This window comes from Uliginosibacterium gangwonense DSM 18521, assembly GCF_000373965.1.
GTDB classification, from domain to species: Bacteria; Pseudomonadota; Gammaproteobacteria; order Burkholderiales; family Rhodocyclaceae; genus Uliginosibacterium; species Uliginosibacterium gangwonense.
In genome coordinates, this window is record NZ_KB892857.1 from 250,207 (window position 1) to 273,908 (window position 23,702).

Annotated in this window: 21 protein-coding genes and 2 tRNA genes; 9 read left to right on the plus strand and 14 right to left on the minus strand. The window is 57.3% G+C overall.

From position 1 onward, the window contains the following. Nucleotides 1–57: 57 nt before the first annotated feature. From B145_RS0115730 to B145_RS0115740, 3 genes are all read left to right on the plus strand, one after another. Nucleotides 58–2,049, plus strand: coding sequence for a UvrD-helicase domain-containing protein (locus B145_RS0115730; protein WP_018608560.1), 1,992 nt, complete (start codon nucleotides 58–60; stop codon nucleotides 2,047–2,049). Between the two features lie 55 nt (nucleotides 2,050–2,104). Next, nucleotides 2,105–2,180: transfer RNA gene (locus tag B145_RS0115735), tRNA-Lys, on the plus strand. Between the two features lie 24 nt (nucleotides 2,181–2,204). Further along, nucleotides 2,205–2,280, plus strand: a tRNA-Lys gene (locus tag B145_RS0115740). A gap of 84 nt (nucleotides 2,281–2,364) precedes the next feature. Here B145_RS0115740 and B145_RS0115745 read toward each other — a convergent pair. Continuing rightward, nucleotides 2,365–3,396, minus strand: a complete 1,032-nt coding sequence (locus tag B145_RS0115745; RefSeq protein WP_018608561.1) for a LacI family DNA-binding transcriptional regulator — start codon at nucleotides 3,394–3,396, stop codon at nucleotides 2,365–2,367. 404 nt (nucleotides 3,397–3,800) lie between these two features. On the opposite strand from B145_RS0115745, the gene B145_RS0115750 reads away from it, so the two are divergent. From B145_RS0115750 to B145_RS0115775, 6 genes are all read left to right on the plus strand, one after another. Continuing rightward, nucleotides 3,801–5,075, plus strand: a complete 1,275-nt coding sequence (locus B145_RS0115750; protein ID WP_018608563.1) for an ABC transporter substrate-binding protein — start codon at nucleotides 3,801–3,803, stop codon at nucleotides 5,073–5,075. 110 nt (nucleotides 5,076–5,185) lie between these two features. Beyond that, nucleotides 5,186–6,076 (plus strand): carbohydrate ABC transporter permease, encoded by an 891-nt coding sequence (locus B145_RS0115755; RefSeq protein ID WP_026259191.1) that lies wholly within the window; start codon nucleotides 5,186–5,188, stop codon nucleotides 6,074–6,076. Beyond that, entirely contained in the window at nucleotides 6,073–6,894 is an 822-nt protein-coding gene (locus tag B145_RS0115760; RefSeq protein WP_018608567.1) for a carbohydrate ABC transporter permease, read from the plus strand. Before B145_RS0115755 ends, B145_RS0115760 begins: the two co-directional genes overlap by 4 nt. 10 nt (nucleotides 6,895–6,904) lie before the next feature. Then, nucleotides 6,905–9,151 carry a glycoside hydrolase family 2 protein gene (locus tag B145_RS0115765; RefSeq protein ID WP_018608569.1) on the plus strand — a complete coding sequence of 749 codons (2,247 nt, stop codon included), beginning with the start codon at nucleotides 6,905–6,907 and terminating at the stop codon, nucleotides 9,149–9,151. Between the two features lie 51 nt (nucleotides 9,152–9,202). Further along, nucleotides 9,203–10,285, plus strand: a complete 1,083-nt coding sequence (locus B145_RS0115770) for an ABC transporter ATP-binding protein (protein WP_018608571.1) — start codon at nucleotides 9,203–9,205, stop codon at nucleotides 10,283–10,285. Nucleotides 10,286–10,287: 2 nt separating this feature from the next. Then, nucleotides 10,288–12,462, plus strand: a complete 2,175-nt coding sequence (locus B145_RS0115775) for an alpha-galactosidase (RefSeq protein WP_018608572.1) — start codon at nucleotides 10,288–10,290, stop codon at nucleotides 12,460–12,462. Here B145_RS0115775 and B145_RS0115780 read toward each other — a convergent pair. The 13 genes from B145_RS0115780 to B145_RS25905 form a co-directional block, all read right to left on the minus strand. Then, nucleotides 12,459–13,070, minus strand: a complete 612-nt coding sequence (locus B145_RS0115780) for a DUF4125 family protein (protein WP_018608574.1) — start codon at nucleotides 13,068–13,070, stop codon at nucleotides 12,459–12,461. The genes B145_RS0115775 and B145_RS0115780 overlap by 4 nt on opposite strands. Further along, nucleotides 13,067–13,960 carry a DUF4037 domain-containing protein gene (locus tag B145_RS0115785; RefSeq protein ID WP_018608576.1) on the minus strand — a complete coding sequence of 298 codons (894 nt, stop codon included), beginning with the start codon at nucleotides 13,958–13,960 and terminating at the stop codon, nucleotides 13,067–13,069. The genes B145_RS0115780 and B145_RS0115785 overlap by 4 nt, the downstream gene beginning before the upstream one ends. A gap of 6 nt (nucleotides 13,961–13,966) precedes the next feature. Beyond that, entirely contained in the window at nucleotides 13,967–14,818 is an 852-nt protein-coding gene (locus B145_RS0115790; RefSeq protein ID WP_018608578.1) for a tetratricopeptide repeat protein, read from the minus strand. A 111-nt stretch (nucleotides 14,819–14,929) separates the two neighbouring features. Next, nucleotides 14,930–15,349, minus strand: coding sequence for a F0F1 ATP synthase subunit epsilon (locus B145_RS0115795; RefSeq protein WP_018608580.1), 420 nt, complete (start codon nucleotides 15,347–15,349; stop codon nucleotides 14,930–14,932). A gap of 84 nt (nucleotides 15,350–15,433) precedes the next feature. After that, on the minus strand, nucleotides 15,434–16,858 hold the full coding sequence (gene atpD / locus B145_RS0115800; RefSeq protein WP_018608582.1) for a F0F1 ATP synthase subunit beta: 1,425 nt from the start codon (nucleotides 16,856–16,858) through the stop codon (nucleotides 15,434–15,436). Nucleotides 16,859–16,882: 24 nt separating this feature from the next. After that, the gene (atpG, locus tag B145_RS0115805) at nucleotides 16,883–17,752 is read right to left on the minus strand and encodes a F0F1 ATP synthase subunit gamma (protein ID WP_018608584.1); all 870 of its coding nucleotides are present in this window, start codon (nucleotides 17,750–17,752) and stop codon (nucleotides 16,883–16,885) included. Between the two features lie 18 nt (nucleotides 17,753–17,770). Next, complete coding sequence (atpA, locus tag B145_RS0115810; protein WP_018608586.1) at nucleotides 17,771–19,309, minus strand: F0F1 ATP synthase subunit alpha; 1,539 nt, start codon at nucleotides 19,307–19,309, stop codon at nucleotides 17,771–17,773. 11 nt (nucleotides 19,310–19,320) lie between these two features. Continuing rightward, nucleotides 19,321–19,854, minus strand: a complete 534-nt coding sequence (locus B145_RS0115815) for a F0F1 ATP synthase subunit delta (RefSeq protein ID WP_018608588.1) — start codon at nucleotides 19,852–19,854, stop codon at nucleotides 19,321–19,323. A 3-nt stretch (nucleotides 19,855–19,857) separates the two neighbouring features. Then, a complete protein-coding gene (locus tag B145_RS0115820; RefSeq protein WP_018608589.1) occupies nucleotides 19,858–20,331 on the minus strand; it encodes a F0F1 ATP synthase subunit B in 474 nt (157 codons plus the stop codon). 48 nt (nucleotides 20,332–20,379) lie between these two features. Then, nucleotides 20,380–20,622 (minus strand): F0F1 ATP synthase subunit C, encoded by a 243-nt coding sequence (gene atpE / locus B145_RS0115825; RefSeq protein WP_018608590.1) that lies wholly within the window; start codon nucleotides 20,620–20,622, stop codon nucleotides 20,380–20,382. 96 nt (nucleotides 20,623–20,718) lie between these two features. Next, nucleotides 20,719–21,618, minus strand: a complete 900-nt coding sequence (gene atpB / locus B145_RS0115830) for a F0F1 ATP synthase subunit A (RefSeq protein WP_018608591.1) — start codon at nucleotides 21,616–21,618, stop codon at nucleotides 20,719–20,721. Between the two features lies 1 nt (nucleotide 21,619). After that, a complete protein-coding gene (locus tag B145_RS0115835) occupies nucleotides 21,620–21,982 on the minus strand; it encodes an ATP synthase subunit I (protein WP_157288454.1) in 363 nt (120 codons plus the stop codon). A 362-nt stretch (nucleotides 21,983–22,344) separates the two neighbouring features. After that, nucleotides 22,345–23,601: a pectinesterase family protein gene (locus B145_RS25905; protein WP_018608593.1), complete on the minus strand. Its 1,257-nt coding sequence runs from the start codon at nucleotides 23,599–23,601 to the stop codon at nucleotides 22,345–22,347. Nucleotides 23,602–23,702: the final 101 nt, after the last annotated feature.

Below are 23,702 nucleotides of genomic sequence, written 5' to 3' on the forward strand. Positions count from 1 at the left end.
TCGGGTAAAATACTTGGGCTGACCTTGATAGCCCCTCCGCTTCACACCTGCTGCCGCATGCTCTCCCACCTGAATCCCCCTCAACGCGAAGCCGTAAAGTATCTCGATGGCCCCTGTCTTGTACTGGCGGGCGCAGGGAGCGGCAAGACGCGTGTCATCACCCAAAAAATCGCCTGGATGGTGCAACAATGTGGGTTGGAAGCACGCAACATTGCCGCCATCACCTTCACCAACAAGGCCGCGCGCGAGATGCACGAACGGGTGAGCAAGCTGCTCGACAGCAGCCAGGCCAACAAGCTCACCGTGTGCACCTTCCATGCCCTGGGGGTGCGCATCGTGCGTCAGGAAGCCAAGCTGGTGGGGTTGAAGCCGCAATTTTCGATTCTGGACACCAGCGATCTGCACCAGATTCTCGCCGAACTGGCAGGCAGCACCGACAAGGCCACACTCAAGGCCCTGCAATGGACCATCTCCAGCTGGAAGAACGCGCTGATTCCCCCTTCGGAAGCCGAAAAGCTCATCACCGACGAGATCACCCAGGCCGCCGCCAAGCTCTACCCGGCCTATGAAAAAACCTTGCGCGCCTACCAGGGTGTTGATTTTGATGACCTGATTGGGCTGCCCGTCAAACTGTTTGACGAGCACCCGGAAGCGCAGGAACGCTGGCAAAACAAGCTGCGCTACCTGCTCATCGACGAATACCAGGATACCAACCGCGCCCAGTACCGCCTGCTGCGCCAACTCGCCGGGGTGCGCGGCGCCTTTACCGCCGTGGGTGACGACGATCAGGCCATTTACGCCTGGCGAGGTGCAGACGTGGAAAATCTGCATCTGCTGCAACGCGACTACCCCAAGCTCAAGGTCATCAAGCTGGAACAGAACTACCGTTCCTCCAACCGCATCCTCAATGCGGCCAACACCCTGATCGCCAACAACGAAAAGCTCTTCGACAAAAAACTCTGGTCCGATCACGGCCTGGGTGAGCCGATTCACGTGGTGGCCGCCCGCGACCCCGATCAGGAAGCCGAAATGGTGGCTATGCGCATCTCCACCCACCGCTTCGAGAACCGCTGCCAATTTGGCGACTACGCCATTCTCTATCGGGGCAACCATCAGGCCCGGCTGATTGAGCAGCAACTGCGCAACCACAAGATCCCCTACATCATGTCCGGCGGGCAGAGCTTCTTTGACCGGGCCGAAATCCGCGACATCCTCAGCTACCTGCGCCTGATTGCCAATGGTGACGACGATCTGGCCTTCATCCGCGCCATCACCACCCCACGCCGAGGCGTTGGCGCCGCCACACTGGAAGCACTGGGTAGCTACGCTGCCAGTCGCCACATCAGCCTGTTTGCGGCAACGTTTGAAGAAGGCGTCACCGAACACCTCTCTGCCCGCCAGCTTGAAACCGTGCAGGGCTTCGCCAACTTCATCAACAAGCTTGAATACCGCGCCACGCGCGAGCCTGCCGGGCGCCTACTTGAAGAACTGCTGGCCACCATCGGCTACGAAGCCTGGTTGCTGGAAAGCTGCGACGTGCGCGAAGCCGAAATGAAATCCAACAATGTGCGTGATTTCATCAGCTGGCTCTCCCGCAAAGGCGAGGAAGACAACAAGAACCTGCTGGAACTTACCCAGACCATCGCGCTGATCAACATGCTCGACAAAGGGGAAGACGAAGAAGTCGACGCCGTGCAGCTTGCGACCCTGCACGCCTCCAAGGGGCTGGAATTTCCCCATGTCTTCCTCGTCGGCGTGGAAGAGGGCATGCTCCCCCATCAGAGCAGTATTGATGAAGACAAGATCGAAGAAGAGCGCCGCCTCATGTACGTAGGCGTCACCCGCGCACAGCGCAGCCTCACGATTACGTGGTGCGAACGGCGCAAGTCTGCTGGCGAAATGCTCACGATTGAGCCCTCACGCTTCATTGAGGAACTCGGTGACGGACTCCGCCGCAGCGGCAAGGATGCCCCGCCAGTCACCCAGGCAGAAGGCCGGGCGCGGCTCGCCAACCTTGCTGCAATGCTCTCTGCGCCAAAAAAACCGTAAGCGCATACTTGACACCACATAAATCGGAAGATATATTAAGCGACTCAGTTTCTGGGGGTCGTTAGCTCAGTTGGTAGAGCAGCGGACTTTTAATCCGTTGGTCGCAGGTTCGAATCCCGCACGGCCTACCAAATAACAGAAACAGACAGATTTCCGGGGGTATAGCTCAGTTGGTAGAGCAGTTGACTCTTAATCAATTGGTCGTAGGTTCGAATCCTACTGCCCCCACCAGATAGTAGAAAGCCCAGTCGACTGACTGGGCTTTTTGCATTTCTGCGCAATGAAAACCGGGGTTTGAAGCACCCTCATCGCCTGCTACCCCCTATGCAGATGACCCCTGCGCAAACTACTGGTTGATGCGCGCACCACCAATTCAGGCTCCGGAGCTCGCACCAGGATTGGCTGGTGGCCGGGGTTTTCAATCAGATCCAACAGCAAATTGATGGAAATCTTGGCGATCTCCTGGATGTGCAGCGCCACCGTCGTCAATGCCGGACGCATTTGTTGGGCCAGTTGGATATCAGTGATGCCGATCAGCGAGATATCCCCCGGAATGCGGATACCCCGGTCAGCCAAGGCCTGAGAGGCACCAAAAGCCAGCAAGTCATTCGTGGCGAAAATGGCTGTCATATCCGGATGAGTGGAGAGCAGGCTGCTGGTGGCCTGATAGCCCCCAGGCACGGTATCCAGAACGCATTGCACGCAGCTTTCATCAAACGCCACACCCGCGTCCAGCAAAGCATGTTTGAAGCCTTCCAGACGCAGATGCTGCATACCTTCCAGCCCGCGCCCCACGATCACGCCAATCTTGCGGTGCCCCAGCTTGAGCAGGTGCTCCGCAGCCACCTGACCAGCGCGACGAAAATTGACAATGACATGCGGCAGGCCATCGGAAAAATCCTCAAACTCTTCGGAGGCGAGCACGATAGGCGCATGACGCCCGCGTAACTCCTCGATCACCTCGGTCGCCATCCCCATATGCAGTACCAGCACCCCATCGGCCAGTGTGCCTGCAATCTGGTTGAGGTAGGCGTGGCCAATTTCCGGGTCTTCGTCAGTATTGCAGACCATCAGAAAATACTTGCGCTGACGCGCCACCCGCTCGGCAACACGCACCAGCTCAGGATAAAACGGGTTGGTGATGCTGGGCAGCACCAAGGCGACCATACAGGATTTGCCCCGCGCCAAGGCACGCGCCATCAGGTTGGGGCGGTAGCCAAGCTGCGCAATCGCCGCCTCCACGCGTGCAACGGTGGCGGGCCTGACCTTGCCGGGATTGCGCAAGACGTTCGAGACGGTGGCGGTGGTCACGCCCGCAAGGCGTGCAACTTCGCTTAGGGTGGCCATATGTAGTTTTCTATGAGGAATCCACCAGCATGGGGTGAAAAAGAAATTCTCAGCCAGGCTTGCAACTCGGATTTGCGGGAAGTATATTCCAAAAACACCAGATTTAAACGCTTAAATGCGGGCAAACACTGGGGTTTACCATAATCATCAAGTACATTTTCTCGCTTCAGCAGGAATCGCAACAGCGCTTAGACCGTCAAAAATTTAACCGCTTAAATTTTAACCACAGGGAGTCATCTGAACGATTTGGGCGGTCAAGCATGCAGTAGCCCGTAGCACCATAACAAGGCAGAGCCATCTTGCGCAGAGGGCCACCCCCGCACGGCAAGAGGCCCAGGAGACAACAGGCGGCCTGTACAGCATCAGTTGGCCAGCCGCTTGAGCCATTCACAGAAAGGAACATCATGAACTTTGCAAAGCGCACCACTCTCAAGGCAATCGCTGGTCTTGCATTCGCTTCCACTGGTATGTTCTCGGCTGCTGCGGCTTCGGCCAAAGAAGTCACCGTCTGGGCATGGGACCCCAACTTCAACATCGCCATCATGAAGGAAGCGGGCGCGCGCTACACGGCCAAGCACCCGGATGTCACCTTCAAGATTGTCGATATGGCCAAGGCCGATCTCGAACAAAAGCTGCAGACCACACTGGCTTCCGGCGTGACGAAGACCCTGCCGGATATTGTGCTGATTGAGGATTACAACGCACCGAAGTATCTGCGCTCCTTCCCCGGCGCCTTTGCCCCGATGTCTGGCGTGGTGGATTACAAACAGTTCGCCAAATACAAAGTTGATCTGATGAGCATGGGCGGCAAGGTCTACGGGCTGCCTTTCGATGCGGGTGTCACCGGGATGTACTACCGGCGTGACATGATTGCCAAGGCGGGCTTCAGCGACAAGGACATGCAGAACATCACCTGGGATCGCTTCATCGAAATTGCCAAAAAGGTGGAAGCCGCCACCGGCAAGAAGATGATGGCGATGGACCCGCAGGATATCGCGCTGATCCGCATCATGATGCAATCAACAGGGCGCTGGTATTTTGATGCCAATGGCAAGCTGGACATCAAGAACAACCCGGCCCTGAAAGCTGCACTGGAAGTGGAAGCCAAACTGATCACCCAAAACGTATTCAAACCCACCGCAGGTTGGGGTGAATGGGTCGGCGCCTTCAACAAGGGCGATGTCGCCAGTGTGCTCAGTGGCGTGTGGATCACCGGTTCCATCAAGGCCGAAGCCAGCCAGTCCGGCAAATGGGGGGTAGCGCCGATTCCGGCCCTGAACATCAAGGGCAGCGTCAACGCCTCCAACCTCGGAGGCTCCAGCTGGTACGTGTTGGCCGGCGGCAAGGAGAAGAATACGGCAATCGATTTCCTGAATGCCATTTATGCCAAAGACGTGGATTTCTATCAAGTCATCCTGCAATCGCGTGGCGCGGTCGGCACCATGCTCGCCTCGCGTAACGGCAAGGCATACTCGGAAGCCGACCCCTTCTTTGGTGGCGCCAAGGTGTGGCAAAGCTTTAGCGACTGGCTCGTCAAGGTGCCCAGCGTGAACTACGGCATCTACACCGCCGAAGGCGATGCCGCCGTTGCCGCGCAATTGCCGAACCTTGCTCAAGGCATGCCGGTCGACAAGGTGCTGGATAACATCCAGCAGCAACTTGCCAGCCAGATGAAGTAATTCCACCTGTTGGCGTGGGCGCAAACGCCCACGCCAAACACAGCAGCACACCCTCCTTGCGCCAGGGCATTGGCATAGCCTTGCCCTCCATCACCTTGGGAGACATTGTCATGGGGCAAGCAGCTCGGCCCGCTTCACGTCGTTTCTACGACATCAACGGCTGGTGTTTCGTATCGGCCGCGCTGGCGTTGATCGCCGCATTCATGGTCTACCCCATCTGCCAGTCGCTCTGGATGTCACTGCATTCCGGGCAAGGCACCGTGACCGAATTCGTTGGTCTGGGCAATATCGGGCGCTTGACCAGTGATCCGATCTTCATCAAGGCGCTCTCCAATACCTTCGTCTTCCTGATTGTGCAGGTGCCCATCATGATCGTGCTGGCACTGGTGATGGCCTCCTGCCTGAACATGCCCAATCTCAAAGCCAAGGGGATCATCCGCACCATCATCTTTCTGCCTTGCGTCACCTCTCTTGTAGCGTACTCGGTGCTGTTCAAGAGCATGTTCTCCTATGACGGGGTAATCAACTCCACACTTGCATACCTGGGGCTGATCAGCGAACCCATCCCTTGGCTCTCAGACCCATTCTGGGCCAAGGTAGTCATCATCATCGCTGTCACTTGGCGGTGGACCGGCTACAACATGATCTTCTATCTGGCCGCCATGCAGAATATCGACAAGTCGATCTACGAAGCCGCCCGCATTGATGGCATCAGCGCATTCCGCCGCTTTATCTCGATCACCATCCCGATGCTCAAACCGGTGATCCTGTTTACCACGGTCACCTCCACCATCGGCACCTTGCAGTTGTTTGACGAGGCAATGAACATCACCAGCGGCGGGCCTTCGGACAGTACGCTCACGCTCTCACTGTATATCTACAACCTGTCATTCAAGTTTGTCCCGAACTTCGGCTACGCCGCCACGGTGTCTTACGTCATCGTCATTCTCGTGGCCATCCTCGCCTTCATCCAGTTCTATGCAGCACGGGAGCGTGAATGATGATCAACTGGGTTGAAAAAATCCGCAATGCGCTGACCTACACCTTCCTGGGGGTCATGGCGTTCCTGTCACTCTTCCCTTTTGGCTGGATGGTAATCAGCGCGACCAACACCAGCACCGATGTCACCAAGGGCAAACTCAGCTTTGGTTCGGCACTGTTCTCAAACATCGGGAAATTTGCCGAGCAATTCAACATCGGATTGATTTTCTGGAACTCGGCCAAGGTCGCCATTCTCGGCACGCTCTTTACCTTACTAGTGTCTTCACTGGCCGGATATGGCTTTGAAGTGTTCCGCTCCAGGGCCCGCGAGCGCCTCTATCAAGGCTTGCTGCTCACGATGATGATTCCGTTTGCCGCCCTGATGATTCCACTTTTCATCCTGATGGCCTCCGCAGACATGCTCGACACCCACGCGGGGGTGATTCTGCCGCTGATCTCATCGGCCTATATCATTTTCTACTTCCGCCAGAGCACCAAGGCATTTCCTGGCGAACTGCGCGATGCAGCCCGCGTGGACGGCCTCAAAGAATGGCAGATCTTCCTTTTCGTTTATGTTCCAGTCATGCGCTCCACTTACGCAGCGGCGTTCATCATTGTTTTCATGATGTTCTGGAACAGTTTCCTGTGGCCACTGATCGTACTACAGTCGCCGGAAATGAAGACCATTACACTGGTGCTGTCCTCGATGGGGTCAGCCTACTTCCCTGACTTTGGCGTCATCATGGTTGCCACCGTCATGGCAACACTGCCCACCCTGGTGGTGTTCTTTGCCATGCAACGCCAGTTCGTCCAAGGGATGCTCGGATCAATCAAATAAGGAAATAGTGATGCGAAAAATCACCAAACTCAACGCTGGCTGGACCTTTCACAACAACTTTTCAAGCGAGTTGGTCGCCCAAGCAAGCCCAGGGGAAACTGTGCGCCTGCCGCACAATGCGGTTGACCTGGAAATGAACTACTTCGATGAGCGCTGTTATCAGAAGGAGTTCGGCTATCAAAAAATCCTGCCCTGGAGCGAAGAATTTGCAGATCGTGAAATCTCGCTGGTCTTCGATGGCGCCATGGCCAACAGCATGGTCTGGCTCAATGGCCAGGAAGTTGCCCACCACAAAGATGGTTACACCCCTTTCGAGGCCCGCCTGACCGGGCTGCTCAAGCACGGGGACAACCTCATCACCGTCAAGATCGACGGCAGTGAGAATCCGGAAATCCCCCCCTTTGGCGGGCAGATTGATTACCTCACCTACGCGGGTATCTACCGCGATGTGTGGCTCAAACTCACCGACGCAGTAGCAATCCGTCATATCAAGATCGAAACAGCGCACGAACTGAGCGATGCCAAATCAGTCAGCATTGTCGGGGTGCTGGGCAATCCACAAGGCTTGCTCATGGCAGGGCAGGTGCAGGCTGATTTGTGCGACATGGGCGGTGCAGTGTTGCACAGCAAGGCCCAGGAGCTGACTGGCGAGCACTTCCGCATCGACTTTGATGCCTTGAGCGGCCTAGCCTTGTGGGAGCTTGAGCACCCGCAACTCTATCGCGTGGTCGTACGCATCCAGACGACACAGGGCCGTGACGAAATCTCCAGCCGTTTTGGCTTTCGCACCGCACAGTTCACGCCCGATGGTTTCCGGCTCAATGGCAAGGCACTCAAGATCCGTGGGCTCAACCGCCATCAGTCCTACCCCTATGTGGGCTATGCCATGGGCAAACGTGCGCAGGAAAAAGATGCAGATATCCTCAAGTACGAACTCAAGTGCAATCTGGCCCGCACCTCGCACTATCCGCAGTCGCCCTACTTTCTGGATCGCTGCGATGAAATCGGCCTGCTCGTGTTCGAAGAGATCCCCGGCTGGCAGCACATCGGCGGGCAAGCCTGGCAGGATGAATCGGTGGAAAACGTGCGGCGCATGATCGAGCGTGACTGGAACCATCCCTCCATTGTTCTATGGGGCGTGCGCATTAACGAGTCACAAGACAGTCACGATTTCTACACCCGCACCAACGCCTTGGCTCATGCGCTGGACAGCACACGCCAGACGGGTGGGGTGCGCTTCCTGCAAAACAGCGAACTGCTCGAAGACGTCTACACCATTAACGATTTTGCCAACGGCGCACCCACAGAGTTTTTTGAAGGGCAGCCGGTTGCCCCCTTGCGCGCACCACGCCACATTACGGGGCTGGATCGTGATGTGCCTTACTTCGTCACAGAATGCAATGGGCATATGTATCCCACCAAGCGGATTGATGCCGAACACCGCCAATCCGAACATGTGACGCGTCACCTGCAAATCCTGGATGCCGCGTATGCCAACCCGAATATTTCAGGCGTGCTCGGCTGGTGCATGAATGACTACAACACCCACAAGGATTTCGGCGCAGGCGACCGCATCTGCCACCACGGTGTCATGGACATCCTCCGCGAACCCAAATTCGCGGCCTATGCCTATACCAGCCAGTGCGAACCGGATGAACAGATTGTGCTGGAACCCGTTACCTACTGGGCGCGCGGCGAAAAAGACCGCTGTGAGGTGCTGCCACTGATCGTGCTGACCAACTGCGATTACGTGGAACTGAAGTTCGGTGACTTCATGGCCAAGCGTGCCGAACCGGATCGCACAGCCTATCCGCATCTACCGCATGCCCCAGTCATTATCGACAGTCGCCACGTCAATATCAACGATCTGGGCGCCTGGGGCATGCTCTGGCAGGATGGAGTGATCACCGGCTTCATCGATGGCAAACCGGTTGCGCAGGTACGTCTGAGCGGCAATCCTGTCCCCACCACGCTGGAAGTGAAAGCGGATGACCTGGAACTGATCGCTAACGATAAAGATGCCACCCGCATCATCATCCGCGCCCTGGATCAAGCCGGGAGGCTGTTGCCCTTCCTGGACGACGTCGTCAACATCAAGCTCACTGGCCAGGCACGGGTATTGGGGCCGGATGTCTTGTTGTTCAGGGGGGGGATTGCCGCCTGCTGGATTGAGACCACTGGAGAAACAGGGCCAATCGACGTGCAGGTCACGACCCGACGACTCGGTGAAAAGCATTTGAAATTGGCCGCCCGATAAACCCGGGACAGACAGTTTGCGCAAGGGCGGATGGCCCACGGAGAATTGACAATGGCGGATGTAAAGCTGAACGATGTTCGTAAATCTTTTGGCAACGTAGATATCATCAAGGGCGTCAGTCTGGACATCCAGGATGGCGAATTCGTTGTATTCGTCGGCCCTTCCGGCTGTGGCAAATCGACGCTTTTACGGATGATCTCCGGGCTGGAAGATATCACCAGCGGGCAGTTGCAGATTGGCGGGCAATTGATGAATGCGGTCGATCCATCCAAGCGCGGGGTGGCGATGGTGTTCCAGTCATACGCGCTTTACCCGCATATGACGGTGCGCGAAAATATGGGCTTTGCCCTGCGCTTCGCCGGAGTTGCCAAGGAGGTGGTGGCCGCCAAGGTCGACGCCGCCGCAAAAATCCTCGGCCTGGAAGCACTGATGGAGCGCAAGCCCAAAGCCTTGTCCGGCGGGCAGCGCCAACGGGTCGCCATTGGCCGCGCCATCGTGCGTGACCCCAAGGTGTTTTTGTTTGACGAGCCGCTCTCGAATCTTGATGCAGAATTACGTGTGCATATGCGTATCGAGATTGCCCGCCTGCACCGCGAATTGGGGACCACCACGATCTATGTCACCCACGATCAGGTGGAAGCCATGACCCTGGCCGACAAGATCGTGGTGCTACGTGCAGGGCTGGTCGAGCAGGTGGGCGCGCCGCTGGAACTCTACGACAACCCGGCAAATACCTTTGTGGCAGGCTTTATCGGCTCACCACGCATGAACTTCTTCAATGGCCGCGTCAAAGACAATGATGGCACGCATTGTCAGGTGGAGCTTGCTGACTTTGGCGGTGCCGCCGTCACGATCCCGCTCAAAGGCACCATGCCGGAAGAGGGCAAGGAGGTATCCCTTGGCATCCGCCCTGAACACTTCCATGACGATGGGGATGGCCTTCTGAATCTCAAGCTGGATATGCTGGAACACTTGGGCGGGGAGACGTTTGCCTACGCACGCTCACAATCCGGCGCGATGGTCGTGATCGAAACCAAGCACGGGCGAGACCTCGCAATCGGCCAGCAATATGAAGCACGTTTCCGCACCCAATGTGCGTTGCTCTTTGACAAAGCCGGGGCCCGTATCTATTGATCATGTATACCCACGCACCCGAATCAGGTACAGACTATCTCATCCTGCACGGCTGCCATACGACGGTTGTGCTCGAGTATCGCCCGCATGAAGCCCCTTTGTGGCGTTATTGGGGGCCACGGCTGCCAGAAGGCTGCGCGCCCTTGGCACCTTTGCGCGATGGCAGGGCTTTTCCGCCTGCCACCATGGATGTGGACCAGCCACTGAGCATTGCCCCCTGTTTTGGGGGTGCGTGGTTCGGGCAAAGTGCCCTGCTGGCGCACCGCGCGGGCCAGCAATTCGAACAGGCTTTCGATCAATGCCGTATCGAATGGGCACAGCCCGGGCGTAGCCTGATTCTGCACCTGGAGGATACCGTGGCGCAGTTGGGGCTGGATATCCATCTGGCCCTGGATGAACACGACGTGCTGCGTCTCCACTCCAGCCTGCACAACAGGGGCGTGGATGTGCTGGATGTGCAGTGGCTGGCGGCAGGCACCCTGGTGTTACCCGGGCACGCTCAGCAGGTTCGCTCCTTCTTCGGGCAATGGGCCAACGAATTCCAGGTACAGCATGATCCGCTCTCGCATGACATATGGTTGCGCGAGAATCGTCGGGGGCGTACTTCTCACGATACGTTCCCCGGTGCGGTGGTCATGCTCCCCGGTGCAACAGAGCATGCAGGCACAGCATTTGGCGCCCATCTGGCATGGTCTGGGAACCATCGACAGTTGATTGAGCGCCTGCATGACGCCCTATTCCAATGGCAACTGGGTGAGTGGCTGGCGCCGGGCGAAGTACGCCTGGAACCGGGAGAAACACTGGATACCCCTGTGCTGGTGGCGTCCTGCTCTACAGCGGGATTGAACGGGCTGGCGGCAAATTTTCATGCAGCGGTGCGTGCTGCACTTCCTTGGCCCGGTGGCACCATGCGCCCCCGGCCCATCCATATCAACACTTGGGAGGCGATGTATTTCGATCATCGCCCAGATGAACTTCGGGCGCTTGCCGAAGCGGCGTCAGAGATTGGGGTAGAACGTTTCGTGCTGGATGACGGCTGGTTTCATGGGCGCCATCATGACCGTGCAGCCTTGGGTGACTGGTGGCCGGATGAGGGAAAGTATCCCGATGGCCTGCTTCCTTTGGCGCAGTACGTGCAAAGCCTGGGCATGGAATTCGGCTTGTGGCTGGAGCCGGAAATGGTTAATCCCGACAGTGAGCTGTTCCGCACCCACCCGGACTGGGCCTTGCAGATTGAAGGCCGCCCTCTGCACACCATGCGCAATCAGTTGGTGCTGGATGTTTCGCGCGGCGAAGTAGCGGACTATCTCTTTGAACGCATCGACGCACTGCTCAACGAAATTCCCATAGCATATATCAAGTGGGACATGAATCGTGATCTTGCTCACGCCGGTGATGCAAATGCCCGCCCGGCCTACCGGCGCTTTGTGCAGGCCGTCTACGCCTTGCTTGATCGTGTGCGCGCCAGCCATCCTGCAGTAGAGATTGAGAGTTGTGCTTCAGGGGGTGGGCGTATCGACATGGGGATTCTTGCCCACACCCATCGCGTGTGGACCAGTGACTGCAATGATGCACTCTCGCGCGTAGGTATTCAGCGCGGCGCCCTGCAATTCATACCGCCAGAAATCATGGGCGCCCACATTGGCCCGGCGCCTGCGCATACCACCGGACGCAGCCAGAATCTGGACTTTCGCGCTGCGGTCGCCTTGCCAGGACATCTGGGTATCGAGATGGATGTGCGCCATCTTGATAGAACGCAGCGAAACGCTCTCAAGTGCTGGCTTGATCTTTACAAGTGCTGGCGTGAGAGGCTCCATCACGGTCAGGTCTGGCTTGGGGAGCTTGGCGACAATGTCGTATGGCAGGCGCATGGCGGCACGCGTGACCTCATCGTGTTTGTCTATCGCACGGCACCAACCACTTGCCGCTATACGCCACCGCTACGCCTGCCCATGCTGGAGCATGACCTGGAATACCGCATACAGCGCCTGGACCCACCTGCGCCGGAATGGACCAGTTCGCCGCTCAACAATACCTTGCTTGCTGCAGGCAGGGGCGAAACACCTCCGCTCCAAGGGCACGGCGCATGGCTTGCAGAAGCAGGGTTACCACTGCCGCGCATGCTAGCGGAATCCTGTGCAATCTATCGCATTGAAGCGATGCATTCAGCGAGCTAAGATGTCTCCCGCAGCATGCGTTCTGCGGTATCCAGATCGGGGTAGCCATAGAGCTTCGCTGTCTGGTTCATCGTTTCTGTGGTGATATTCTTGCCCGCCTTGGCGTAGTCCAGAATCATATTCTGATAGGCCCTTAGGGTCTGTTCGGAATAGGTGCCCAATTCACCACGAAGGTAAGTCTCGAATGATGTTTCGTAGGGTGTGTCTTCCGCTGTATGGATCAGGCGGGCTTGGCTCGACATTTGCGGATGGCTCACCGCAAAGGCTTCCCGCCACATCAGTTGCTGGGTGATGACAGCTTCGATGGAGGCGAGCTGCCAGGGGCTTAATGCCGGCAGGGTATGAACGAATATGGCATATTGGCTAGGCGCGGTGGATGCCATCATGCGGGCATACTTTTCCTGGATCAGATTCCGGCCAAGTTCTTTGGCATCGCGTAGGTCTGCGAGATAGCTTTCAGTCGTGGCGTCGTCCCAGCACAGGAATTGGCTTTTGCGCATGATCTGGAAGGTTTCAAAATCATCCTGGCAGTTTGCACGCCCGCCTTCGTTTTGCACCTTATCGAAAAAGCCCCATTCGAGCGCAATGATTTCATCAATACGGGTCATGGTGTTACATCCTGTTTGTGGGCCAGGATCGCGTCCACGTGCGCCTCCAGGAACGCGTCCCCTGGTGTGGTGTAGCCCTGGGTGATCAACTCAATCAATACATCAGCACAGATATCTTCAATCATGTTCTGCACTGCTACGCAGGGGGTCTGTGCCAGCAAGCCGATTTTGGCATGCAGCCTGCCCAGCCGTGGTAAATCCCGCATACCGCGATGCAGCCATTTGTAGAAGGGGGCATAGCGGTTGTTGAGCGCATAGACAAACTGACAGGCGTAAGTGATGAATTCAGCCTGCGCCAGAAGTGCTGCCGTCATATCCCCTCTGCGCACCGCACGCGGCAGGTTGTACTGGCCGCTTTGCGCCATTTTGGCCGCCGCAGTCGCCAGCTTCAGGCGTTTGACCGAATCTGGGTAGTAGCTTTGCAGGGCGCTACGAATTTCTGTGAAAATGCCAAGCGGATCTTCAAAGACCTCGCCATTCACCGCTGTAGCAAGCAAGGGCTCGGGAATCTGCAGCCAATCGGCATCGCTGACGGGCAATTGCGGCGCGCCTAGGAATTGACTATAAAACCCGGAGATTGAGAACACCCCAACCCGCTTGCCACTACGCGCATTGCTGCTGCGGGCTGAAAAACCCGCGTATTCCTGGGGTAGTTTGTCGTAATCGGCCTGGAGGGCCTGCCCGATGGTGGCAAAATCCTGGTCGCTCAACCAGAGGCAGAAACCAGGGCCAAAGTCGTGATCACGCGAATATTCGTCATCAAACCCCAAACACTCTGATCCTGGCCCAACCAGACCACAGGCGATCCGTTGACGATAGGCCCCGTAGGGTGTCAGCAGTTGTTCCTTGCTGGCAGCATAGTAGGCTCTGGCGAGTTCCAGCCCTTTCATGGCGTTTTACTGCAAAGCAGCCTGGATCTGGCGGGCTTCTTCTGCCAGCGCCTGGCTCTTGACCTGATCCACGTCTTCATACACCACGGCAAGGCTCCCCAGGGTGATAGCGTAGTAGAGATTTTTGCCATAGTGCGGCAGGAGTTCTGACAAAGCCCGCTCGTATCGGGTGATGGCTTCCTGCGTATTGCCTTCACGGTAGGCAATTTCGCCCAGCCCGGCCAAGGCTGCACCGTAATGGGAATTTAGGGGCGTATGCGCTTCAAATAAGCCTGCTGCTTGCAGCAGATCGGCTTTGGCTTCGGGCAGGCGGGCGCATTTTATTTTTGACAATGCCATATTGGTGTAGGTCACCGCCACTTCTACATCGCTATCGGGCAGGCTTTTGATTAGGGGAAGCGCCTGTTCCAGGAACTGAATGGCCTTGGCATGGTCATCCAGTTCCTGATAGGCCAGACTCAGGTTGTTGTACAGGCTGGCCATCAAATAGACATCGGTCTGGCGCTGGGAATTGTAGATGCGGATGACTTCTTCATACAATTCGATGGCTTTGCCAATCTGCCCGTCTGCCCGATAGGCCGTGGCTACGTTCAGTAGGGTAGTAGCGTAGGGAATCGTGCCTTTGTAGCCCATCTCTTCCAGCAGGGCGACCGCCTTATTGGCGATGGTAATGGATTCCTGGAAGCGGCTCATGCCACGGTAATAGCCCATCAATTCGTTGAGCAACGTGAGGGCTGTTGCCTTGTCGTTCGCAGCCTGCGCTTTGTCGATGTTTTCAAGCAGGAAGGGCTCAATCCGGGTGTGTTCGTCCTGTTGGTAGTAGCGATCCAGTTGCTGGAGGATGGTCTGTACGTTCATGAGGCCCCCTTTTGATTTGTATGGGCATGATAACCGCTACCAAAGCAAAACAGGGTACCCGTAGGCACCCTGTTTTATTTTGATCAACGCTGGACCTGATAGGTGCGCGTCTTAATGTCGCCGCAGGCGATCAATGGTATGCAGCTGGGCGATAGCTTCCGCCAGTTCGACCTGCATCTTCGCGTAGTCCATATCGGCCTTGCGATTGGCCAGCGCTTCTTCGGCATGACGCTTGGCTTCCAACGCCTTGGCTTCGTCCAGATCGCGGCCACGGATGGCGGTATCCGCCAGCACGGTCACGAGGTTGGGCTGAACTTCGAGCAGGCCACCGGCAACAAACACGATTTCTTCTTCGGCCTGATTCGGAACCTTGATCCGCACCATGCCCGGACGAATGCGCGTAAGGAGCGGGGTGTGGCCGGGCAGCACGCCCAGCTCACCAGATTCACCCGGCAGGGAGACGAGTTCGGCCAAGCCGGAGAAGATCTGCTCTTCTGCGCTGACGACATCGACTTGTACGGTCATTGCCATAGCAATTCCTTTTCTGATACGCAATCAGCATGACGTTTCGCGGGTGGCAGGTGCAAGCCCGTCACCCACGCATACGCCGGTGCTTTATTGCAGCGTCTTGGCCTTTTCAACCGCTTCTTCGATGGTTCCCACCATGTAGAAGGCTTGTTCGGGCAGGTTGTCGTATTCACCGTCAACAATACCCTTGAAGCCACGGATGGTGTCCTTGAGCGTGACGTACTTGCCGGGCGAGCCGGTAAACACTTCAGCCACGTGGAAGGGTTGCGACAGGAAGCGTTGGATCTTCCGGGCACGTGCCACAGCCAGCTTGTCTTCAGCGGCCAGTTCGTCCATCCCCAGAATGGCGATGATGTCGCGCAGTTCCTTGTAGCGTTGCAGCGTTTGCTGCACGGCACGGGCAACGTTGTAATGCTCTTCGCCCACCACCAGCGGGTCAAGCTGGCGGGAGGTGGAATCCAGCGGGTCCACTGCGGGGTAGATACCCAGCGCGGCGATGTCACGGGAGAGCACCACGGTGGAGTCCAAGTGCAGGAAGGTGGTGGCGGGCGACGGGTCGGTCAAGTCATCGGCAGGCACATACACGGCCTGGATGGAGGTGATCGAGCCGACCTTGGTGGAGGTGATCCGCTCTTGCAGCTTGCCCATTTCTTCGGCCAGGGTCGGTTGGTAACCCACGGCGGAAGGCATACGGCCCAGCAGTGCGGACACTTCAGTACCGGCCAGCGTGTAGCGGTAGATGTTATCCACGAAGAACAGGATGTCACGGCCTTCGTCACGGAACTTCTCGGCCATCGTCAGGCCGGTCAATGCCACGCGCAGACGGTTACCCGGGGGTTCGTTCATCTGCCCGAACACCATGGCGACCTTGGATTCGGCCATGTTGTCGAGCTTGATAACGCCCGCATCCGCCATTTCGTGGTAGAAGTCATTCCCTTCACGAGTACGCTCACCCACGCCGGCGAACACCGACAAACCGCTGTGCTGCTTGGCGATGTTGTTGATGAGTTCCAGCATGTTCACGGTCTTGCCCACACCGGCACCACCGAACAGACCGACCTTACCACCCTTGGCAAACGGGCAGATCAAATCGATCACCTTGATGCCGGTTTCCAGCAGCTCGACAGAAGGCGACAGCTCGTCGAACTTCGGTGCAGGCTGGTGGATGGCACGCTTTTCTTCGCAGGCGATCGGGCCCAGCTCGTCAATCGGGCGGCCCAATACGTCCATGATGCGGCCCAGGGTGCCGTGGCCGACCGGCACGGAAATCCCGGCGCCGGTGTTGTTGATCTTCATGCCACGACGGATACCGTCGGACGAGCCCATGGCAATGGTACGCACCACGCCATCGCCGAGCTGTTGTTGCACTTCGAAAGTCAGGCCAGCTTCAACAAGGCCGTTCTCTTCGGAAGCGTCCAACATCAGGGCATCATATACCTTAGGCATCGCCTCGCGCGGGAACTGAATGTCCACCACAGCGCCGATGCACTGAACTACGGAACCTTGACTCATAGTCATATCCCCAAAATCCTAAAATTAAACCGCCGCGGCACCGCTGACGATCTCGGTAATTTCTGTCGTGATCGCAGCTTGACGAGTCTTGTTGTAGACCAGTTGCAATTCCTTGATGACGTTGCCGGCATTGTCGGATGCAGATTTCATGGCCACCATCCGGGCACTCTGTTCGGAAGCCATATTCTCAGCCACCGCCTGGTACACCAGCGTTTCAACGTATCGCACCAACAAGTCGTCGATCACCTGCTGCGGGCCCGGCTCGTAGATATAGTCCCAGGCATGGCCTGGCGTCCCCAGCGCATCACCACTCAGCGGCAGGAGCTGTTCCAGCGTTGCCTCTTGCTTCATGGTGTTGACGAACTGGTTGAAGGCTATATAAACCGTGTCGACTTCGCCTGCCAGATAGGCATCGATCATGACTTTGACCGGGCCGATCAACTGCTCAAGGTGGGGCGTATCACCGAGCTGGACAGCGTGGGAAACAACCTTCCCGCCCATCCGGCTCATGAAGCCGAAACCTTTGTTGCCGATACAGGTGAAGACAGGATGGGCTAAGCCTTGGTCCTGCCAGCCACGCATGCGGTTGACCAGCACGCGCAACAGGTTGGTGTTCAAACCACCGCACAGGCCTTTGTCTGTGGAGATGAGGATGACACCGATCTTTTTCGGGTTATCCACCTTGGTCAGGAAAGGATGCCGGTAGTCGACCACATTGGCTCGCGCCAGGTGGGCAGCCAAGCGTTGCAGCTTTTCGGCATATGGGCGGCCCGCATGCATGCGCTCTTGAGCGCGACGCATCTTCGAGGCCGCCACCATTTCCATGGCCTTGGTGATCTTGCGAGTGTTCTGCACACTCTTGATCTTGGTTCGGATTTCCTTACCGCCAGCCATGTTCAGCCCCTCCGCCGCTTAGGCCCAGGTCTTCTTGAACTCTTCGATGGCGGCAGCGAGTTGCTTCTCGCCTTCGGCATCGAGGTCCTTGGAAGATTCGATCTTGTCGAGCAGGGCGGCGTACTTGCTGCCAACGTATTGGTGCAGGGCGGCTTCGAATTCCAGCGCACGCTTAACTTCAACGTCGTCGAAGTAGCCCTTGTTGACGCAGAACAGCGTCACGGCCATCTTCGGCACGGACAGCGGTGCGTACTGAGCCTGCTTCATCAGCTCGGTCACCATACGGCCACGTTCCAACTGCTTGCGGGTAGCTTCGTCCAAGTCGGAGGCAAACTGCGCAAACGCAGCCAGCTCACGGTACTGGGCCAGGGCCAGACGCACACCGCCGCCGAGCTTCTTGATCACCTTGGTCTGTGCTGCACCACCGACGCGGGACACCGAGATACCGGCGTTGATCGCGGGGCGGATACCGGCGTTGAACAAGTCGGTTTCCAGGAAGATCTGGCCGTCGGTAATCGAGATCACGTTGGTCGGCACGAAGGCAGACACGTCACCGGCCTGGGTTTCAATCACCGGCAGCGCGGTCAGCGAACCGGTCTTGCCCTTGACTTCACCCTTGGTGAACTTCTCGACGTACTCTTCGTTGACGCGGGCAGCGCGCTCGAGCAGACGGGAGTGCAGGTAGAACACGTCACCCGGATAGGCTTCACGGCCCGGCGGACGGCGCAGCAGCAGGGAGATCTGACGATAGGCCCAGGCTTGCTTGGTCAAATCGTCATAGATCACCAGGGCGTCTTGGCCACGGTCACGGAAGTATTCGCCCATCGTGCAACCGGCATACGGTGCAATGAATTGCATTGCAGCGGATTCGGAGGCGGTGGCGGCCACGACGATGGTGTATTCCATGGCGCCGTGTTCGGTCAGCTTGCGTACCACGTTGGCAACCGTCGAAGCCTTTTGGCCGACTGCCACGTAGATACAGATCATGTTCTGACCCTTTTGGTTGATGATCGCATCAACCGCAACGGCAGTCTTACCGGTCTGACGGTCACCAATGATCAGCTCGCGCTGGCCACGGCCAATCGGCACCATGGAGTCGATGGACTTCAGACCCGTCTGCACCGGCTGCGAAACGGAACGACGGGCGATCACCCCCGGCGCCACCTTTTCGATCTTGTCAGTCAGCTTGGCATTGATCGGGCCTTTGCCGTCAATGGGCTGGCCCAGGGAGTTGACCACGCGGCCCACCAGTTCAGGGCCAACCGGCACTTCCAGAATGCGGCCAGTGGTCTTGACGGTGTCGCCTTCGGTGATGTGTTCGTATTCACCCAGCACCACCGCGCCCACGGAGTCACGCTCCAGGTTCAGCGCGAGGCCGAAGGTGTTGTCGGGGAATTCCAGCATTTCACCCTGCATGACGTCGGTCAGGCCGTGCACGCGGCAGATGCCGTCGGTCACCGAAACAACGGTGCCTTCGTTACGCGCCGTCGCCGCCAGTTGCAGGTTCTGAATGCGACTCTTGATGAGATCGCTGATTTCAGAGGGATTCAGTTGCATATTGGATGCTCCTAGTTCTTCAGGGCAGCGGCCATCGTGGCAAGCTTGCCACGCACCGAGGCGTCAATCACTTCGTCGCCGACAGCAACACGAATGCCACCGATCAACTCGGGGTCGATCTGCACAGTGACACGCAGGCGGCCAAACCGGGCTTCGAGATCTGCGGTCAGTTGCTTTTGCAGGCTCTCTTCAATGGCAAAGGCAGAGGTCACCAATGCGTCCTTGACTCCCTCGGTCTCGTTTTTACGCAAGACGAAAAGGGAGTGGATCTCTGGCAAGAGTGCTGCACGGCCATTTTCAACCAAGAGCTGGACAAAGCCTTGTTGTTCGGCACTCAAAGGAATGCCGGCAGACTCGATGAGCAGCTTGGCGATCTGGTCATTTTGCAGGCGTGGATTTTCCATGCAGTCACGCACAGAATCATCCGCAGCCACAAGTGCGAGACGCGACAGTACCTCAGCCCACGCCGTCAGGCTTGCGCCCTCTTGCGCGAGCGCAAAGACGGCCTCGGCATAGGGGCGCGCAAGGGTGAGATTCTCGGCCATGGCTTACTTGAGTTCCTGTTTCAGGTTGGCCAGCAAATCGGCATGGACTTGGGCATTGATCTCACGACGCAGGATGCGTTCGGCACCAGCAACCGCCAGTGCAGCCACCTGGTCCCGCAGCGCCTCTTTGGCGTGCTGGGCAGCAGAACCGGCTTCCTGTTCGGCAGCTTCACGTGCCAGCGCCACGATACGGACGGCTTCAGCACGGGCTTCGTCGATGATCTGGGCAGACTGCCGATCGGCACCGCTGCGCAGTTCTGCAGCCGATTCACGCGCTTGGCGCAGCAACTCGGTTGCCTTCTTCTCAGCCAGTGCCTGATCAGTCTTCGCCTTGTCTGCTGCCGCAAGCCCGTCGGAAATCTTGGTCGCGCGCTCGTCAAGTGCCTTCACAATCGGTGGCCACACGAATTTCATCGTGAAGACGACCAGTGCGAAGAACACAACGAGCTGGGCTATGAGCGTTGCATTCAGATTCACGGCAATTACCTTTCTTGATGATGGGATGCGTTGTCGCTCAAGAAAGACTTATTTCAGGAACGTGGAAGTCGCAAACCACAGAGCGATACCCGTACCGATAATGAAGGCCGCGTCGATCAGACCCACCAACAGGAACATCTTGACTTGCAGCGCGTTCATCAGTTCAGGCTGACGTGCCGAGGATTCGAGGTACTTGCCACCCATCAGGGCGATGCCCACACAGGCACCAAGAGCCCCCAGGCCGATGATCAGACCGCAGGCCAGGGCGACGAGACCGTAAACTTGTTCCATGACAGCTCCTAATTACAAAATGATAAGTAAATAAAACAGCAAACCTGCTGGGTTGGATAAAACGGGTACAGCAAAAACCAGACAAACCCTATGCGCTTAGTGCCCTTCGTGCGCCTGCCCCACATACACCAGGGTCAGCATCATGAAGATGAAGGCCTGCAGCACAACCACCAGGATGTGGAACACGGCCCAGGCAAAGCCTGCAACAAAATGCCCGGCAAACAGCAGGATGCTGGAGACATTCCAGCCGGTCCAGGCAGCGCCCATCAGGGCGATCAGCATGAAAATCAGTTCGCCGGCGAACATGTTGCCGAACAACCGCATGCCATGCGAGAGGGTTTTGGAGACGAACTCGATGATCTGCATGGCGAAGTTGATGACGCCCAACACCAGGGCAAATACGGGGTTCTTGCTGGTGCCAAACGGTGCGCTCACCAGTTCATGCGCCCAGCCACCAATGCCCTTGATCTTGATGTTGTAGTACAGGCAGATCAACAGCACCGTGATCGACATACCCAGAGCGGCATTGATGTCGGCAGTGGGCACCACGCGCATGAAGGCTTGGTGGGCATCGTGCCCCATGCCACCATAGACGCCGCGCCACAGATCGGGCAGCACGTCGAGCGGCAGGAAGTCCATGGCGTTCATGAGGAACACCCAGACAAAGACCGTCAGCGCCAGCGGGGCGACAAACTTGCGGGATTCTGCGCTGTGGATCAGCCCCTTGGCCTGATCGGCCACCAGTTCGACCAGCAGCTCGACTGCGGCCTGGAAACGCCCCGGCACCCCGGAGGTGGCACGCCGCGCAGCCAGCCACAAAACCAGACAGGTCAGCACGCCAAGTGCGGTGGAGTAGAACAGGGTGTCGTAGTTCAGGACAGACCAGTCAATGAGGGCTTGCTGCTTGGCACCCGTGCCATTGAAAAAGGTCAGGTGGTGGCTAATGTATTCGCCCGCTGTCACACCTTGTTGCGCGGTTTCGTGTTCTGCTGACATCTCAGGGTTTCACCAAAAAAGCCAAAAAATTCGCTTGCAGCGTGATGATCAACCCCATCACCACTGCCCCCCATAGCACGCCGGGATATACCCAGGCGATTCCCACCAGGACGAGTACCACCAAGAGTATCTTGATGAACTCACCCAGCAGAAGCGTGATCCCATATACCGCATTCATCTGCCTTGCCAGGGCTTGCAGCCCCCAGGCAAACAATGCGCTGGGCAGCACATAGGCCAAACCGGCCAGACCGGCAGAGATTGCGCCTGCCAAACCATACATTGCAGCGCCGCACGCAACCCCCAGTGATGCACACAAAAGCTGCAATACAACGGCTTTATACATCTGGCCAATACGCACAGGCACCACGGCTCCCTCAATAACCGCCCAATGGTAGGAGCGGTTTTAGATCAAGTCAATCGTTGCTGCAACGCACCAAACCAGCCCCAAACATGTCGCACCAAAGCGAGGCAAGACTGGCACAGGCTTGGTGCGCAATTCACACGCGCGTAGCATAGAAGATTTTTCTATAATTTGATGCTTCGCAAAAGCATAACGATCTCACATTTAAGGAAAATCAAGCAACCAAGGGAAAACACCTACTCTCAACCTGGACTTTATCTTTGGTTTATGCACAAAGGGCTGTTCATGCCATTTGTAACGTTACGCCTTGTTACAAAGCATGAAGGGGCTTTTGCCCCTTCGTATTTATATTTCCTTAAGCTTGTTCAGTCGCGGGGCTTGGCTGCCCCTGGGCCGATGTTACGGTATTCAGCCAGATATTGCTCAGGCGGGTTGTGAGGGTCCGCCCCAGGTGCGTAGTAATTCGAGGAGTCGTAGAGCACCAGCGTCTTGCTGCTGCACGCCTCGCCTTGTGCACTACAGGCCGGGCTGGTACGCGTCCCCCACGGTGCCCAGGGAGCCTCACGCTGGATATGGCCCCCCAGTTCAGAGTCCCGCACAATCATCTTGCCAACATTGGTGGGGATATTCCCTTCAAACCATTGGCGCAACAGGAATACGCTCTGCGCGGGCGTCTTGGCGTCTGCGGTAAAACGGCTGTGCTGGAAGAGGAAACCATAGGGATTTTCCAGGTAGGTGCTGGGCGCGCCGATAAACGACTCCTTCGCGCTACGCCCACCGAGGAAGCGTACTTCGCAGCCTTCAAACACCGCCGTGGCGCGGCCGAAGATGAAATCCACATCGCCTTCCACATAGCTGTTCTTGAAGTACACCCGCTGCACGACATCCGGGGCTGCCGTCTTGGGGTACAGGGTGTCCTGATGCCCAAGGAAACGCACATTCTCAAAGATCAGGCGGTCTGCCATGGTCATCAGGGCCACAGCGGACTGGTTGCCACTGAGATAGGTGCCCGGCACGTAGTCATTCCCGATACTCAGGTTCTTGGCCTGGAAATCGTCGGAATACACTGCAAAGCTCGCGCTCCCGCTGGTGCCAAAACTCAGGTTGCCCTTGGCACTGCCCATATTCGGATTGCAGGAGTTGGCACTCTGGTCGCCCGCCTTGGGTGTGGGGTTGGCATTGTTGAATACAATCAGGGTCTTGGAGGCATCGGCCTCTGTGCTGTAGAGCGTGATGGGGGGCGCACCCTTGGTGCACACCAGCTCACGATAGGTACCAGGTTTGACCTCAATGTAGTAACGCGGCTTGGCTACGCCCGCCTTGGTAGCGGCATCAATGGCGGCCTGCACGCTGCGGTAGCCGCTACTACCATCCGGGCTCACCACGTAATCTGCCTTGAAGCTCGCTACATCGCCAATGGGCGCCTTTTCCGGGTTCCAGTTGTCCGTCACCAGATTCTTGATGCTGCCCGCCTTGGCGAAATACGTCGCCATGGTGAAGTTCTCGGCTTGGGCCGCCGTCAGTTGTGGCCGACTCGGTGTCGAGGCAACCGGGGGGTTGCTGCTACATGCCGCCAACACCAGGGCCAGCCCGGCGGTAGTCAGAGTAATTCTTTTTTTCATGCGTCTGTCTCCTTCCTTTGTGGCATGCCAATGCACGCTTGGGGGAAGATTCTACGCCAGCAGACCAAAATTGGTCAGACCACATTTTGTGCTTGACTCAG

Bases quoted from the DNA above. Each gene is read 5' to 3' on its own strand.
- B145_RS25905 (WP_018608593.1), bottom strand. From the start codon at position 23,601: ATGAAAAAAAGAATTACTCTGACTACCGCCGGGCTGGCCCTGGTGTTG.
- B145_RS0115795 (WP_018608580.1), bottom strand. From the start codon at position 15,349: ATGGCAATGACCGTACAAGTCGATGTCGTCAGCGCAGAAGAGCAGATC.
- B145_RS0115815 (WP_018608588.1), bottom strand. From the start codon at position 19,854: ATGGCCGAGAATCTCACCCTTGCGCGCCCCTATGCCGAGGCCGTCTTT.
- atpA (WP_018608586.1), bottom strand. From the start codon at position 19,309: ATGCAACTGAATCCCTCTGAAATCAGCGATCTCATCAAGAGTCGCATT.
- atpB (WP_018608591.1), bottom strand. From the start codon at position 21,618: ATGTCAGCAGAACACGAAACCGCGCAACAAGGTGTGACAGCGGGCGAA.
- B145_RS0115790 (WP_018608578.1), bottom strand. From the start codon at position 14,818: ATGAACGTACAGACCATCCTCCAGCAACTGGATCGCTACTACCAACAG.
- atpD (WP_018608582.1), bottom strand. From the start codon at position 16,858: ATGAGTCAAGGTTCCGTAGTTCAGTGCATCGGCGCTGTGGTGGACATT.
- B145_RS0115780 (WP_018608574.1), bottom strand. From the start codon at position 13,070: ATGACCCGTATTGATGAAATCATTGCGCTCGAATGGGGCTTTTTCGAT.
- B145_RS0115755 (WP_026259191.1), top strand. From the start codon at position 5,186: ATGGGGCAAGCAGCTCGGCCCGCTTCACGTCGTTTCTACGACATCAAC.
- B145_RS0115750 (WP_018608563.1), top strand. From the start codon at position 3,801: ATGAACTTTGCAAAGCGCACCACTCTCAAGGCAATCGCTGGTCTTGCA.
- B145_RS0115760 (WP_018608567.1), top strand. From the start codon at position 6,073: ATGATGATCAACTGGGTTGAAAAAATCCGCAATGCGCTGACCTACACC.
- B145_RS0115775 (WP_018608572.1), top strand. From the start codon at position 10,288: ATGTATACCCACGCACCCGAATCAGGTACAGACTATCTCATCCTGCAC.
- B145_RS0115730 (WP_018608560.1), top strand. From the start codon at position 58: ATGCTCTCCCACCTGAATCCCCCTCAACGCGAAGCCGTAAAGTATCTC.
- B145_RS0115785 (WP_018608576.1), bottom strand. From the start codon at position 13,960: ATGAAAGGGCTGGAACTCGCCAGAGCCTACTATGCTGCCAGCAAGGAA.
- atpE (WP_018608590.1), bottom strand. From the start codon at position 20,622: ATGGAACAAGTTTACGGTCTCGTCGCCCTGGCCTGCGGTCTGATCATC.
- B145_RS0115770 (WP_018608571.1), top strand. From the start codon at position 9,203: ATGGCGGATGTAAAGCTGAACGATGTTCGTAAATCTTTTGGCAACGTA.
- B145_RS0115745 (WP_018608561.1), bottom strand. From the start codon at position 3,396: ATGGCCACCCTAAGCGAAGTTGCACGCCTTGCGGGCGTGACCACCGCC.
- B145_RS0115765 (WP_018608569.1), top strand. From the start codon at position 6,905: ATGCGAAAAATCACCAAACTCAACGCTGGCTGGACCTTTCACAACAAC.
- atpG (WP_018608584.1), bottom strand. From the start codon at position 17,752: ATGGCTGGCGGTAAGGAAATCCGAACCAAGATCAAGAGTGTGCAGAAC.